This window comes from uncultured Algibacter sp., from assembly GCF_947487575.1.
GTDB lineage: Bacteria > Bacteroidota > Bacteroidia > Flavobacteriales > Flavobacteriaceae > Algibacter_B.
The window spans coordinates 426929-441844 of the sequence record NZ_CANKXG010000001.1; the positions used below are offsets into that span (position 1 = coordinate 426929).

13 protein-coding genes are annotated in these 14916 nt (G+C 29.5%); all 13 read left to right on the forward strand.

Annotation, left to right across the window (positions count from 1 at the left end; translation table 11 throughout):
* The first annotated feature begins 3 nt into the window (after window positions 1–3).
* The 13 genes from rfbA (at window position 4) to Q0870_RS01930 (ending at window position 14531) form a co-directional block, all read left to right on the forward strand.
* Window positions 4–870, forward strand: a complete 867-nt coding sequence (gene rfbA, locus Q0870_RS01870; RefSeq protein WP_298550527.1) for a glucose-1-phosphate thymidylyltransferase RfbA — start codon at window positions 4–6, stop codon at window positions 868–870.
* Complete coding sequence (rfbC, locus tag Q0870_RS01875) at window positions 870–1415, forward strand: dTDP-4-dehydrorhamnose 3,5-epimerase (RefSeq protein ID WP_298550528.1); 546 nt, start codon at window positions 870–872, stop codon at window positions 1413–1415. Before rfbA ends, rfbC begins: the two co-directional genes overlap by 1 nt.
* Window positions 1412–2272: a dTDP-4-dehydrorhamnose reductase gene (rfbD, locus tag Q0870_RS01880; protein WP_298550529.1), complete on the forward strand. Its 861-nt coding sequence runs from the start codon at window positions 1412–1414 to the stop codon at window positions 2270–2272. The genes rfbC and rfbD overlap by 4 nt, the downstream gene beginning before the upstream one ends.
* A gap of 120 nt (window positions 2273–2392) precedes the next feature.
* The gene (wecB, locus tag Q0870_RS01885; RefSeq protein WP_298550530.1) at window positions 2393–3520 is read left to right on the forward strand and encodes a UDP-N-acetylglucosamine 2-epimerase (non-hydrolyzing); all 1128 of its coding nucleotides are present in this window, start codon (window positions 2393–2395) and stop codon (window positions 3518–3520) included.
* A gap of 2 nt (window positions 3521–3522) precedes the next feature.
* Complete coding sequence (wecC, locus tag Q0870_RS01890; RefSeq protein WP_298550532.1) at window positions 3523–4737, forward strand: UDP-N-acetyl-D-mannosamine dehydrogenase; 1215 nt, start codon at window positions 3523–3525, stop codon at window positions 4735–4737.
* Between the two features lie 4 nt (window positions 4738–4741).
* Window positions 4742–6049 (forward strand): MATE family efflux transporter, encoded by a 1308-nt coding sequence (locus Q0870_RS01895; protein ID WP_298550533.1) that lies wholly within the window; start codon window positions 4742–4744, stop codon window positions 6047–6049.
* Window positions 6046–7017 (forward strand): glycosyltransferase, encoded by a 972-nt coding sequence (locus tag Q0870_RS01900; RefSeq protein ID WP_298550534.1) that lies wholly within the window; start codon window positions 6046–6048, stop codon window positions 7015–7017. Before Q0870_RS01895 ends, Q0870_RS01900 begins: the two co-directional genes overlap by 4 nt.
* Window positions 7014–8330 (forward strand): O-antigen polymerase, encoded by a 1317-nt coding sequence (locus Q0870_RS01905; protein ID WP_298550535.1) that lies wholly within the window; start codon window positions 7014–7016, stop codon window positions 8328–8330. The genes Q0870_RS01900 and Q0870_RS01905 overlap by 4 nt, the downstream gene beginning before the upstream one ends.
* Window positions 8331–8353: 23 nt before the next feature.
* Window positions 8354–8935, forward strand: coding sequence for an acyltransferase (locus tag Q0870_RS01910; RefSeq protein ID WP_298550536.1), 582 nt, complete (start codon window positions 8354–8356; stop codon window positions 8933–8935).
* Window positions 8919–10157, forward strand: coding sequence for an O-antigen ligase family protein (locus Q0870_RS01915; protein ID WP_298550537.1), 1239 nt, complete (start codon window positions 8919–8921; stop codon window positions 10155–10157). The genes Q0870_RS01910 and Q0870_RS01915 overlap by 17 nt, the downstream gene beginning before the upstream one ends.
* Complete coding sequence (locus Q0870_RS01920) at window positions 10150–11166, forward strand: glycosyltransferase (RefSeq protein WP_298550539.1); 1017 nt, start codon at window positions 10150–10152, stop codon at window positions 11164–11166. Before Q0870_RS01915 ends, Q0870_RS01920 begins: the two co-directional genes overlap by 8 nt.
* A complete protein-coding gene (locus Q0870_RS01925; protein ID WP_298550540.1) occupies window positions 11163–13307 on the forward strand; it encodes a bi-domain-containing oxidoreductase in 2145 nt (714 codons plus the stop codon). Before Q0870_RS01920 ends, Q0870_RS01925 begins: the two co-directional genes overlap by 4 nt.
* A 45-nt stretch (window positions 13308–13352) precedes the next feature.
* Window positions 13353–14531: a delta-aminolevulinic acid dehydratase gene (locus Q0870_RS01930; protein ID WP_298550541.1), complete on the forward strand. Its 1179-nt coding sequence runs from the start codon at window positions 13353–13355 to the stop codon at window positions 14529–14531.
* Window positions 14532–14916: the final 385 nt, after the last annotated feature.

Genomic DNA, 14916 nt, shown 5'->3' on the forward strand with positions numbered 1-14916 from the left:
ATAATGAAAGGAATTATTCTAGCTGGAGGTTCAGGTACAAGATTACACCCGTTAACGTTAACAATAAGTAAGCAACTCATGCCTATTTATGATAAACCAATGATATACTATCCGCTTTCAACACTAATGTATGCTGGGATAAATGAAATATTAATTATATCAACGCCAAAAGATTTACCTTTATTTAAAGATTTGCTTGGAGATGGTAAAAAATATGGTTGTAAATTCGAATACGCTGTACAGGATGAGCCTAATGGTTTGGCAGAAGCTTTTATTATAGGAGAAAAGTTTGTTGGGAGTGAAAAGGTAGCTCTAATCTTAGGGGATAATATTTTTTATGGCACAGGTTTAGCAAAACTCTTGCAAGCTAATAATAATCCTGATGGAGGTGTAATTTATGCATATAGAGTACATGATCCAGAACGTTATGGAGTAATAGAATTTGATAAAGACGGAAAAGCTATTTCTATTGAAGAGAAGCCAGAAGCACCCAAATCAAATTATGCAGTACCTGGGATTTATTTTTATGACAACTCCGTTGTTAATATTGCGAAGAACATAAAACCAAGCCATAGAGGAGAGTTGGAAATTACAGATTTAAATAGAGTGTATTTAGAGCAAGGAAAACTCAGTGTAAGCATATTGGATAGAGGGACAGCATGGTTAGATACCGGTACATTTCAATCATTAATGCAGGCCTCTCAATTTGTTGAAGTTATTGAAGAAAGACAGGGTTTAAAAATAGGAGCAATTGAAGCTGCTGCTTTTGAAATGGGCTATATAAGTGAGAGTCAATTTAAGTCCTTAGCGGAACCACTGCTTAAAAGTGGATATGGTAAAAATTTATTAGGACTACTGAAAAAGAAATAATGACGATAAGAGAAACTAAATTAAAAGGGTGCTTTATTATTGAGCCTAAAGTTTTTGAAGATAAAAGAGGGTATTTTCTTGAAAGTTACAACCAAAACACTTTTAATAAATTAATAGGAGATAATATTATTTTTGTCCAAGATAATGAGTCATTTTCCTCGAGAGGAGTTCTAAGGGGCTTGCATTTTCAGAGAGGAGAACATGCTCAAGCAAAACTGGTTAGAGTTATAAAAGGAAAGGTATTAGATGTAGCTGTTGATGTTCGACCAAAGTCTCCAACATATGGCCAATATGTATCCATTGAATTGTCAGGAGAAAACAAAAAACAATTTTTTGTGCCAAGAGGATTTGCTCACGGTTTTGTTGTATTGAGTGATACCGCTTTATTTTCGTATAAATGTGATAATTTTTATAATAAATCTTCTGAGGGAGGAGTTATTTATACAGATTCTGAGTTAGCTGTTGATTGGGTTTTACCTAATGCAGATCTTATAGTTTCTGAAAAGGACTTAGTCCTACCAACTTTTGAGAATATTTGTTTATGATTAATGTATTAGTTACCGGAAGCAATGGTCAGTTAGCAAGCTGTATAAAAGATCTTGAAAATAAATATAGTGATTTAAACTTTATTTATACTGATTATCTAGAGTTAGATATAACCAATAAAGAAGACGTAACATCTTTTTTTAAACAGCATTCAAAAATCGACTACTGCATAAATTGTGCTGCATATACAGCTGTAGATAAGGCAGAGAATGATATCGAAAAAGCTTTTGCGGTAAATGCGATTGGACCAAAAAACTTAGTTTTAGTATGCTCTGAATATGATACTGTATTAATTCACGTCTCTACAGATTTTGTGTTTGATGGAATGCAATCATTTCCATATATAGAAAAGAATATAGCCAACCCTATAAGTATATATGGCAAATCAAAGTTACAAGGAGAAAAGGAAATCACAAGTAATTTAGGTAAATACTTTATTTTTAGAACATCATGGTTGTATTCTGAGTATGGTAATAACTTTATGAAAACCATGCTAAGTTTAGCCGAAACAAGGGATGAGATTAGTGTTGTAAGCGATCAAATAGGCACACCAACTTATGCAAAAGACTTAGCAGCGGTCATTTTAAAGGTGATACTAGAAGGAAATAGTTTTTATGGAGTTTATCATTATAGTAATGAAGGAGTAGCAAGTTGGTATGATTTTGCAAAAGCAATATTTGATTCTCAAAATATTTCAATTAAAGTTAACCCCATTAAAACTGAGTTTTTTCCAACTCCAGCAAAACGACCTATGTATAGTGTGATGGAAAAAACAAAAATAAAAGACAAGATTGGATTGGAAATTCCTTACTGGAAAGATAGCCTTAAAGAGGCGACATATAATTATTGTGGTTAAATATATATTTTATGACAATTCTGAGGGAAATACAGTTAAAATTATAGAAGTTGATAACCTACATTTTAGATAGATATGGTTCTTCTTCGTTAACTAAAAGGTAAAAAAATCATTAATCACATGCGAATTAAAAATTTGATAATTTTTGGGACAAGACCAGAAGCGATTAAAATGGCTCCATTAGTAAAGGAGTTTCTAAAACATAGCGATAGATTTGAGACTAAGGTATGTATTACAGCTCAACATCGAGAAATGTTGGATCAAGTACTTTCATTTTTTGAAATTATTCCAGATTTTGATTTAAATCTTATGAAACCAAATCAAAATTTATATACACTAACATCTGATATTATTGTTAATTTAAAACCTGTTATAGAAAGTTTTAAACCAGACTACGTTTTTGTACATGGAGATACAACTACTACAATGGCGGCTAGTATTGCTTCATTTTATTCTGGGGCTAAAATATGCCATGTAGAAGCGGGATTGCGGACGTTTAATATGAAATCTCCTTTCCCAGAGGAAATGAATAGAACTGTAACTGGAGCGGTTGCAGATATACATTTTTCGCCTACAAAGACCTCTCAACAAAACTTAATAAATGAGAATAAAAACCAAGATAAAATAGCGGTAACTGGAAACACTGTAATTGATGCTCTGTTATACAGTGTTGATAAAGTAAATTCAAATAATTTTATTGATGATGAGGTAGATTCTTTAAAATCAATTCTAGAAATTGATAAAAGATTAATTTTAGTTACTGGGCACCGAAGAGAAAATCACGGTCAAGGATTTATTAATATCTGTAATGCTTTAAAACGAATAGCTATCGAAAATAACGATGTTCAGATTATATATCCTGTTCATTTAAATCCAAATGTGCAAAAACCAGTTTATGATCTTTTGGGAGATGTAAAAAATATTAAACTAATAGCGCCATTATCATACCCAGCTTTTGTCTGGTTAATGAGCAAGTCATATATTATTATTACAGATAGTGGTGGCGTGCAAGAAGAAGCGCCAAGTTTAGGAAAACCCGTTTTAGTGATGAGAGACACTACCGAAAGACCAGAAGCTGTTGAGGCTGGGACTGTCATTTTAGTAGGAACTAATTCTGATAAAATTGTTTTTGAAGCAAATAATTTATTAAATAACAAAGAAATCTATACTTTAACAAGTAAGTTACACAACCCATATGGAGATGGTACGTCTTGTAAAAAAATAGTTGAATTTATTTCAAACTTATAATTATGAATAAAAAGCCAAGTGTTGTAATGATTGGTTTGGGGTATATTGGTTTACCTACAGCAGCCCTAATAGCCGAAAGTAAGATTTATGTACATGGTGTGGATATTAACCCCAAAGTGGTTGACACTATTAATCAGGGAAAAATACATATTATAGAACCAGAGTTAGATATAGCTGTAGCTTCAGCTGTAAAAGCGGGTTATTTGAAGGCAGCAACAACTCCTGTTGAATCTGATGTGTATCTGATAGTTGTACCAACACCTTTTAAAGCAAAAAATGAACCCGATATTTCTTTTGTAGAGGAAGCAACAAGAGGCATTATACCATTGCTAAAAAAAGATGATTTATATATTATAGAATCTACTTCACCCATAGGTACTGCAGAAAAAATGGCCCAATTAATACACAATGAAAGACCTGAATTAAAGGGGAAACTTAATATTGCATATTGTCCTGAGCGTGTACTGCCAGGGAATGTCATGTATGAATTGGTACATAATGATCGTGTAATAGGTGGCGTTGATGAAAAATCAACCGAAAAAGCAGTTGGTTTTTATGAAAAATTTATAAAAGGAGATTTACACAGAACAAACGCAAGAACTGCTGAAATGTGTAAGTTAGTTGAAAATTCTTCTCGGGATGTTCAAATTGCATTTGCCAATGAATTGTCACTTATTTGTGATAAAGCGGATATTAATGTTTGGGAATTAATAAAACTGGCTAACAAACACCCTAGAGTTAATATTTTACAACCAGGGTGTGGAGTAGGAGGCCATTGTATAGCGGTTGATCCTTATTTTATCGTTTCAGAATATCCTTTGGAATCTAAAATTATAGGAAAAGCACGAGAGATTAATAATTATAAATCATTTTGGTGTGCTGAAAAAGTGCAAAATGTTAAATTAGAATTTCAATTAAAAAAAGGTTATAAACCCAGCATCGCTTTAATGGGGTTAGCCTTTAAACCAAATATTGATGATTTAAGAGAATCTCCAGCCAAATACATTGTTCAAAAAGTATTACAAAATGCTAATAATGAGGAGTATTTTATTGTAGAACCTAATATTGAAGAACATAAGGTATTTAAAATTACTGAATATAAAGAAGCCATAGAAAAAGCTGATATAATTGTGTTTTTAGTTGGTCATAAAGAGTTTAAGACATTAGAAATTTCTTCAGATAAGGTCGTTTTAGATTTTTGTGGCATAAGCAATTAGTGAATTGATACATATAAAAAAATTATTAACTTCTGATATTGGTGTTTCAACCATTTTCAACCTATTTACTAAAGTAATAGGTTTAGTAGGTGGCTTTATTTTGACATTGTTAATTACTAATTATTTTGGTTTAAATACCCTAGGAGTTTATGCAACTGTATTTACCTTAATTAGTATTGCTGGTCTGTTTGGGAAATTTGGACTGGATATTATGGCTGTAAAAATAATAGCCGAGAAGGATGGTTTAGAAGACAGACAATCGTTGTATAAGAGGTTATTTGTTCAGGTCTTTATTATTTCAGCTATAGTTTCTGTGTTGTTTTATTTTAGCTCAGCTTTTATTACCGGTAAATTACTGGGTAATGATAAAATTATTGATATTACTAGAATTTCTTCATTTGTTATTTTGCCTTTCAGCTTGTTTTATTTGAATATAGAAACCCTTAGGGGCTGCGGAAAAATAACGATTTATAGCTTTATGTATACTTCTGCGGTAGTATTATTAAATGTTTTAATAATTTTAGTGATTATCAACTGTTCTCAGTTTGAATTGAATTCAAGTTTAGTCATTTACGTTCTGGTAATATCTATTTTAACCGCTTTCTTAATAAGTTTTATTTTAGTAGTAAATACGCTATTCAAAGGGAATTTATGGTTTTTGTTTCAAAAAAAAATTAGTATTGATTTTTCAATTTTAAAAGCTTCTGCACCTTTGCTATTCAGTGGCGCATTATATATGCTAATGAATAGAATGGATATTTTGATGTTAAATAGGTTTGCAGATTTAGATACTGTAGGAGGCTATAATATTATTTTAAAATTTTCTAATTTATTGCCTATTGGGGTCATGGCAACAAACGCAATGGTAGGTCCAAAGTATTCAAGGTATTTTTTTGAGAAGAATTTTGAAGAAATAGAAAAATTAGCACTTAATTCAACAAAGTTGATTTTTCTAATAGGGTTGTGTATTTTGATTTGTTTGTTTTTGTTTAAAACACAATTGATTTCATTATTTAAAATTGATTATTATGATATAATAACATCATATCTCACTGCTATAGGCTTATCTTTTGTTTATGCTATAACTGGCTCTGTAGGGTTAATTTTACAAATGACTGGAAAGCAAAATATCCAGATGTACGTTTCAATTTTTGCGTTAATTGCTAATGTTTTATTAAATATTATCTTAATTCCAATTTATGGTTTACTTGGAGCCATTTTTTCTACTTATTTAAGCTTAATTTTATTAAATATTACGCTTTCAATTATTGTAAAAAGGGAATTTGGAATTAGAACAATTATTAAAATATGAAAAAAGATTTAACTATAGGGGTTTTACTATGGAATAGCATTAATCATTTAGAAGATTTATACGGCTCTATTATTAATCAGGATATTATAAATGATTTTCAATTATTAATAATTGATAATGGATCATCGGACGCCTCAGTTTCATATTCAAAAAATTTTTTTAAAAACAAATACCTCGACGTTCGAATCATTGAAAACAAAGTTAATAGAGGGTTTTGTCAAGGAGCTAATCAATTAATTGAAGAGACAAATAGTGATTATTTTATCTTACTTAATAGTGATGTAAAATTTAAAAATGATTATTTTAGAAATTTATTAGCTAACATTAAAAAAAGTGATTCAGAAGTTATTGGATTGATTCCTAAAGCATTATATTTCTATGATGAAAATAGAATAAATAATTTTGGAAATAATTTTAGCCCATTTGGTTTATGGCAAGGAAAATATACTGATAAAATTGATAATACTTCAATACAGACATACGAATGCATGGGGGGGTTGTTTATTTCTCCTATTTTCAAAATAAGTTTACTTAAACAAATAGGAGGCTTTATTGATGAGTTTGGATCATATGGTGAAGATTTTGATGTGTCTTATAGAGCAAGGGTTATGGGGTATAAATGGATTGCAGATTCAGATTCTATAATTTATCATAAGTTTCAGGCTTCAATAAAGGATAATAATGTAGATAGAAGAAAGTGGTACATTAATGGTTTCAGAAATGCATTTTATGTTTTAATTATCAATTTACAATTAATAAATCTTATTTATGTTCTGCCCATTTTTTTTGCTAGAGTTTTAACGCGATACAATATTTACTCACACCAAAACAATTATAATTTTGTTGAAACAAATATCTTGTTTTTTAGAACCTTTTTAAGAAAAGCTGATTTTACATGGATTAAATCACGCAGAAAGTTTACTCAAGATAAGCGGGTGGTTGCTGATTTTAAAATTTGGAAGCTATGAGAATTAAAAAAGATTTGTTGTATAGGAGTTTAAGTTATTTATGTCTTACAGTCGCTTTTTTAATTGATATTAATTTTTTTAAAATCGTTTTTTTTCTATTGTTTTTAGGCTTCTTTATTTCAATTTCTAGCCGATACATAAAAAACAATTTGAATTATTATTTTTTATTGGCTTTAGCAACATTTTATTTTATTGGAAGTATAGATTACGGGATTATTTTAGAATATAATCAGACCGAGATTTCTTATATTTCAAGAATAGCTATTGTTTTATTTGTTATTGTTTATCATACTCTTATGATAAGTGTTTTTGATGTGTCAATAAATATAAAAGCATTAAGAACCGATTTAAAAAATAGAAATTTTAATCATAAACTATTATTTTTTATAAATGTAGTTTCTATTGCAATTAACATAGCTGTAATTGGTTATGTAATTTCTATTTTAGGTAAATACACATGGGGTGATGAGTATAGGCGCGTTTTAGGCAGGGTCATACCAGGTGAACTCACAATTTTCAGTTTACTTGTTATTATTCTTTTTCATTTTAACACGTTATTTATTTTACGTTCAAAATCCAAAACAATTTATTATTATTATATATTTAATTTATTAATTATTTTTCAGGTGTTTTTAAATTCATCAAGGTCATCTTTTGTGTTTTTATTTATACCTTCTTTTTTATTGTTTTTCCTAATTAAAGGAAAAACAATTTTTAAACTTAAGTATTTAGTTATTGGAATTGCATTGCTCTCTCTCTCTAGCTTTTGGGGATATTATAGATTAATGAACAGACCAAGACTTAACTTTACAAAAATAGTGCAAGAAACAGGGTTTCCAGTAGAGTATATTGTGTTTTATGACGCCGTAGTAACTTTTAGAGGTTCGATAGAGATTTATAATAAAGTTGTAACTAAAGATATTAATCCAGAATATGGTTCTTTTTTATTTAGACCAATAAATCAATTATTTAATAAAGGAGAATACGGGCCTGCACAATATGTTGCTAGAAAATATGTAGGAAGAACTTGGGATTCAGCTTTACCTCCAACTTTAGTAGGTGGTTTTTATATAGATTTTAGATTATTTGGATGCTTTATAGGTCCTTTGTTAATGTTATTTCTTTTCCATTTTTTTAAAACAAATTTGAATATACTCTCGTATTCCCTTGGCTATACCTATTTAGTTACATATTATATGATAAGTATTTATGGGAATTTTTTCAATAATATTGGTTTTCCATTGACTTTAGTTATTTATTTAGGAATAAGTTTCTTACTCTTTACCAAATTCAAATGGAATATAACAGCATAACTAGTGGGAAAAAATTAATTATTATGATAGAAGTTTATGTATCCAAGTTATTAAACAAGTTTGTTAATAGACCACTATTAAAGGCAAGGTTAAAAGAATGCGGGAAGAATTTTAAAATTGGTTATAAATCAGAGTTAAGAAATTCGAGATATTTCTCTATAGGTGATAATTTTTTTTCAGGCCCGTATGGATATTTTGTTACCAATGAGTTTATTCCTGTAAAAATAGGGAATCATATTATGTTTGGACCTTTTTGTAAAATTTTTGGAGGGAATCATGATATTAAGTATACAAAGAATCACATTTATTATGCGCCAGAATCTAAAGTTGAAGGAAAAAAGATAGTTATAGAAGATGGTGCTTGGATTGGAGCTAACACTACCATTTTAACTAATACTTATATTTGTGAAGGTGCTGTTGTAGCAAGTGGAGCAATAATTAGTCATTATATACCGCCTTATTGTATTGCTTATGGTATACCTGCTAAGCGTTTTAAGAGAAGGTTCAATGACAAAGAGTTAATGGAAGTATTACAAAACACAAATAGTAAATATAAATTTGAACAACTACTAGATATTTATCAGAAGCATGAAATTTATTTGTAGTAGAAGACATTTATTAGTTTTGGGCTGTGGCTTGGCTGCTATAGGGTATATTTTTTCTATAGCAACGGCATCTTTAGGGGTAATATTTTTTTTGTTTACATGGATATTAAATATTAACTCTTTAAACTTTAATAATTTTTTAAGGAATAAAAGTCTCTATATTCCTCCAGTTTTTTATTTATTTATGTTAATGGGTCTATTGCACTCGCTGAACCATAGTCAAGGTGTTAAAATACTTACAAGGTATTTGCCTTTTGTTTTATTACCAATTACATTTCTTACAATCAAAGGTTTTAGCAATAAAGAAAGGTATTTTGTATTTAAAATATTTGTTTATACCGTGACTTTTTTTCATCTAAGTTGTTTTCTAAATGCAATATATCGCCAAGTTGTTTTTTTTTGGAATGGAGGTGTTTTTAATTGGTACTTTTTTTTTAGGTATGACTTATTAGAAATATTTGATCAACACCCAACATATGTTGCTATGTTTTCTTTGATGTCAATAAGTATTCTTTTATTTTCTTCATTAAAACTACTGTTATCCAAAAACCAAAAGTTATTATTATTAGTACAATTTGCAGGCTTATTGTTTTCAGGTAGTAGAATAGGTCTTTTAATTTTAATTGTGATTATATTACTTTATGTATATAAAAAAGTGTTTATACAGTTACAAAGACTAAATTTAAAAAAGGTTTCACTCATACTCGTTTTTTCTTTTTTAATGCTTTTTGTAGTCTGGAATATTCCTATTATTAAAGAGAGAATACTTTTTACCATTGGGTATGATTATGATTATGAATTTAATAAAAAGGAATTTATTGTAAATGGTGCTCCGGAGAAAGAAGGTAGATTGTTATTGTGGCAAGATGCACTGGAATTAATAAAAGAAGAGCCAATCATAGGCCATGGAACTGGGTCTAACAAAATAGTATTAAACAAAAAATATAAAGAAAATCAACATATTAAATTTTTGAATGAAAATTATAATGCACATAATACATATCTCGAATTATTAATTTCAGGTGGCATATTTCACTTGATAATATTCCTTATAATGTTATTCTCGATTTTTATTAAGGGTTGGAAAAGAAAGGACTTTGTCTTGGTTTCTTTTTTTTTTGTCATTTCAATAACAGCAATAACAGAAACAATTTTTAGGTCTCAAGGAATCGTTTTCTTTACCTTCTTTTATTGTTTCTTATTATCTACTAAGAATGAATAAAAGACTAGCGATTTTTGGACCTTATCCACCACCATTGGGAGGGATATCTGTTCATATAAAAAGAATGGAACCGTTTCTAATAGAAAATAAAATTGAATATAAAATATTTAATCATGGGAGTGTTTCTAATGAATTTGTTGTTCCAACAAATAAAAAACCGTTTTGGTACATAAAATTATTATTTGAAAAGAACTTTACTTTATTTCATTTTCACCAATTCTTTTACTTTCATTTTTTTTACTATTTAATTTTTTATTGGGCACGAAAGGATAAAATATTGGTCACAATTCACTCTGAAAGAATACTTGGTTATGGACCAATAAAAAAGAAAATAGCATTTTTTTTACTTTCTAAGACTCGAAATATATCACTTATCTCAGTTTCAAAGAATTTAAATGATTATTTAAATAATAATGGAATTAAATCGATATTTTTGCCAGCATATGTGCCGCCTCAAACAAGTTTAAAATTAAAGATAGATTCTGAATCATATTCTGGACATTTATTCTTATTTAGTGTGTGGAAGTTTGATAAAAAACTGGCTAACGAGGTATACAACGTACCATTAGTTTTTGAGTTTCTCAGTAAGAATAAAGGAAATTTTACGATGTTGTTTATGATAGGGAGTAAATCAAATTCTGATTTAAAATACTTAGAGATTTTGTTAAATAAATATGAAATATCTAATAATGTCAAAACTTTATTCAATGAGAATTTGGTGGATTATATTCATAATTGCAAATTTTTGCTCAGGCCTAATTTACATGATGGATTTGGTGTTTCAATCCAAGAAGCACTTGATTTAGGTGTTCCAGCTATTGCGAGTGATGTTTGTGAAAGACCAAAAGGCACAATTTTATTTAATAATAGTTTAAAAGATCTCGAGGATAAAATAGATTTGGTATTAAATTCCCCATTAGAATCTATATTGGCTAAAAAGGAGAAATTGAATTACCACAATCAATTAATCAATATTTATATAGATATACTAAAAGATGTTAAAAAATGAAACAAGTTATACAAAACTTTAAAACTGGCAATTTATATGTAGATGATGTCCCTGCTCCTTCTATTTCAAGAGCAACTGTATTGGTTGAAAACAAATTCTCTTTAATAAGTGCAGGAACAGAGCGTAGTACAGTAAGTGTAGGTAAAGCTAGCTTAATAGGAAAGGCCAAACAACGCCCAGATTTAGTTGCTCAAGTGTTGCAAAATATAAAAAAAGAAGGACTAAAAGCTACTGTTGATAAAGTCAAAACTAAGTTGGATTCTTTAAAGGCTCTTGGATATAGCACATCAGGAATTGTAACAGCATCCATGGATACTAATGGGACTTTTAAACCTGGAGATAGGGTTGCTTGTGCTGGACAAGATTATGCATCACATTCAGAAGTTGTATCGATTCCACAAAATTTAGTTGCTAAAATTCCAGATAATGTTTCTTTTGAAGAAGCTAGTTTTACAACTCTTGGAGCTATTGCATTACAAGGAGTGAGACAAGCTAATCCAAAACTAGGTGAAAATGTTTGCGTTATCGGTTTAGGGCTTTTAGGGCAAATTACTTGCCAGTTGCTTAAAGCAAATGGTTGTAACGTTTTTGGAATAGACTTATCAAAAAATTTAGTAAGAATTTCTGCTGAAAATGGAGCAGAGAAAGCGATGTTACGTAATGATGATAATCTTATATCAGCTATTGATAATTTTACCAATGGCTATGGATTTGATAGTGTTATAATAACAGCAGCGGCTCCAACAAATGACCCCATAGAGCTTTCTGCAGAAATAACTAAGAAGAAAGGAAAAGTTATTGTAGTAGGAGCTGTAAAAATGGATATTCCTAGAGATCCTCATTTCTACAGAAAAGAATTGGAGTTAAAACTATCGTGTTCTTATGGACCTGGAAGATATGATGTAAATTATGAAGAATTAGGCCAAGATTACCCATTTGGTTATGTACGTTGGACAGAACAACGTAATATGGGTGCATTCTTAGATTTGATTTCTAAAAAAGCAATTAATTTAGAGCCATTAATTACACATGTTTTTGATATTCAAGAAGCAGAAAAAGCTTATGATATAGTACTAGGAAAGGTAAAAGAAGCTCACCTTGGTATATTGTTAAAATATAAAGAGAATACTTGTAAAGGCTTAACTAAATTTGAATTAGATACTAATGAAATAAAAGATATAAATGTAGGCTTTATTGGGGCAGGTAGTTTTGCGCAGAGTTATTTAATTCCAAATGTTAAATCAAATAAAGGGTCCTTAGATACAGTAGTTACAACTAAAGGAATAACAGCAAAAAATGTAGGAGATAAGTTTGGTTTTAATTCGGCATCTTCAAACTCGGAAGATATTTATAATAATGAAAAAATAAACACCATATTTATTGCCACACCGCATAATTCTCATGCCAATTATACTATTAAAGGATTTGAATGTGATAAACATGTTTTTGTAGAAAAACCCTTAGCTATGGATTATGAAGAGCTAGAAAAGGTTAAAATAGCCTATGAGCAAAGCAAATCTAAGTTAATGGTTGGGTTTAACAGACGATTTTCTCCTTTAGCAAAAGAAATTAAGAAAAGATTTGAAGGTGCAGAGGAGCCATTAGTGGTAAATATTAGAGTAAACGCAGGTTTTATACCAAAAGATCATTGGACTCAATTAGAGGAAGTAGGAGGCGGAAGGATAGTTGGCGAGATGTGCCATTTTATAGATTTAATGCAATTTTTTACTGATGCCAAACCTATCTCTGTTTTTGCAGATTGTATAAATTCAAGCAATTCTCAATTAAAAACAGATGATAATATTTGCATTATAGTAAAGTTTAGTGATGGTTCTATTGGTAATCTAATTTATCTTGCTAATGGAGATAAATCGCTACCTAAAGAGCAAATTGAAGTATTTGGTGCAGGAAAAGTAGGTATTATTAATGATTTTAGAGGCGGGGTGTTTCATAATGGAAATAAGGTAGAGAAATTAAAAATGACAGGTAAAGGGCATAAAGAAGAGGTTCAAGCCTTCTTAGAGGCTTTAACTTTAAACCAAGAAAGCCCGATCTCTTTTCAGTCTATCTATGATACGACCTTAGCAACATTTAAAATTCAAGATAGTTTGAGAACAGGAATGCCTCAATCGATTCATTAAATCATATTTTTACTATCTTAATAAAGATTAAGGAAAAATTATTTTATGAATTCAATTAATGTGAAATATTTTAAAGCAAGTTTTGAAGCCCTAAAACAGTTTTGTGAGACCGAAGGCTTTAAAGGTTGGGATCCTTATGATGGACTAAACAGTTGGGTTATACAAAAAACGCCTTTAGGTAAATCCAGATATTTTAGGTTGGCTTGGATTCAGCTTTTTAAGCGAAGCCCCATAAATCTAAGGCATTTTTTTGGCGTAAAAAAAGACTATAACCCCAAAGGGTTAGCGCTATTTTTAATAGGTTATTGTAATTTATATAAAATAAAGGCTAAAGTAGAATATCTTGATAAGATAAATTTTTTAGCATCAGAACTTTTAATGTTACAAACAAAAGGGTATTCAGGAGCATGTTGGGGTTATAATTTTGATTGGCAAGCCAGAGCTTTTTTTCAGCCAAAATATACACCTACAGTTGTTGCCACGTCATTTATAGGAGAGGCTCTTCTGGATGCATATGAAATAACTAAAAGAGAAGATTTATTAGCAACAGCTTTAAGTTGTTCAAAATTCATATTAGAGGATTTAAATAAATCATATGATGAAGATCAAGACTTTACTTTTTCATATTCACCTTTAGATAATACTCAGGTATATAACGCTGGGCTTCTTGGTGCTAAATTATTAGTTTTAACATACAAATACAATCAAGACCATAAACTATTATCTACAGCAAAAAAAGTTGTTGCTTATGTTTGTAAAAGGCAAGCTTCAAATGGTTCATGGGCCTATGGCACCCTTCCTTTTCATCAATGGATAGATAATTTTCATACGGGATATAATTTGGAATGTATTTATAAATATCAGGAAGTATCAGGAGATTTGTCGTTTCAAAATTATATTAATAAAGGTTTTGAGTATTATTTAAATACTTTTTTTACTAAGGAAGGAATTTCAAAATATTATAATAACAAAACATATCCCATAGACATTCATGCTCCTGCACAATTAATAGTTACTTTAAGCAAGCTTGGTTTGTTCATAGATAATATTGAGTTAGCTGATAACGTATTGCAATGGACAATTAAAAATATGCAGTCTGACAAAGGATATTTTTATTATCAAAAAAAGAAATTTTTCACATCTAAAACACCTTACATTCGTTGGGCGCAATCATGGATGTTTTATGCGTTTAGCTACTATTTATCAGAGAAAAACTTTAATTAAGTCTTATGTTTAAAAAGTATCTTGAAGATTATGGAAGTTTATTACTTGCATTTTTGTTGTTGTTACTTTTCTGCACTGAAGCTTACTTTAAGGTTTTGCATTTTACCACAGGCAATATTTCAAACATACTTAAGTATACAAAAGGCTTCTTGCTATTGGTTTTTCTTTTTGTGATAATTAAGTGCAATATTAAAAGTTTAATTGGGATAAGCCTCTTTTGGGTTTTTTTTATAATAGGGCAGTACACTACAGATTTGGGTTTTTCAAATCCAATATTAATTTACTTTGTAAAGTTTGTTTATCCTATTATTGTATTCTTGTTTTTTTCAATTGATGATGTTCAACAGATAAATAAAAAATTGTTTTTTTCTGTTTATGAATATCT

Excerpts from the sequence above, each read along its gene's own strand:
- rfbA (WP_298550527.1), top strand. The coding sequence starts at position 4 with ATGAAAGGAATTATTCTAGCTGGAGGTTCAGGTACAAGATTACACCCG.
- wecB (WP_298550530.1), top strand. The coding sequence starts at position 2,393 with ATGCGAATTAAAAATTTGATAATTTTTGGGACAAGACCAGAAGCGATT.
- rfbC (WP_298550528.1), top strand. The coding sequence starts at position 870 with ATGACGATAAGAGAAACTAAATTAAAAGGGTGCTTTATTATTGAGCCT.
- Q0870_RS01930 (WP_298550541.1), top strand. The coding sequence starts at position 13,353 with ATGAATTCAATTAATGTGAAATATTTTAAAGCAAGTTTTGAAGCCCTA.
- Q0870_RS01915 (WP_298550537.1), top strand. The coding sequence starts at position 8,919 with ATGAAATTTATTTGTAGTAGAAGACATTTATTAGTTTTGGGCTGTGGC.
- rfbD (WP_298550529.1), top strand. The coding sequence starts at position 1,412 with ATGATTAATGTATTAGTTACCGGAAGCAATGGTCAGTTAGCAAGCTGT.
- wecC (WP_298550532.1), top strand. The coding sequence starts at position 3,523 with ATGAATAAAAAGCCAAGTGTTGTAATGATTGGTTTGGGGTATATTGGT.
- Q0870_RS01920 (WP_298550539.1), top strand. The coding sequence starts at position 10,150 with ATGAATAAAAGACTAGCGATTTTTGGACCTTATCCACCACCATTGGGA.
- Q0870_RS01905 (WP_298550535.1), top strand. The coding sequence starts at position 7,014 with ATGAGAATTAAAAAAGATTTGTTGTATAGGAGTTTAAGTTATTTATGT.
- Q0870_RS01910 (WP_298550536.1), top strand. The coding sequence starts at position 8,354 with ATGATAGAAGTTTATGTATCCAAGTTATTAAACAAGTTTGTTAATAGA.
- Q0870_RS01900 (WP_298550534.1), top strand. The coding sequence starts at position 6,046 with ATGAAAAAAGATTTAACTATAGGGGTTTTACTATGGAATAGCATTAAT.
- Q0870_RS01925 (WP_298550540.1), top strand. The coding sequence starts at position 11,163 with ATGAAACAAGTTATACAAAACTTTAAAACTGGCAATTTATATGTAGAT.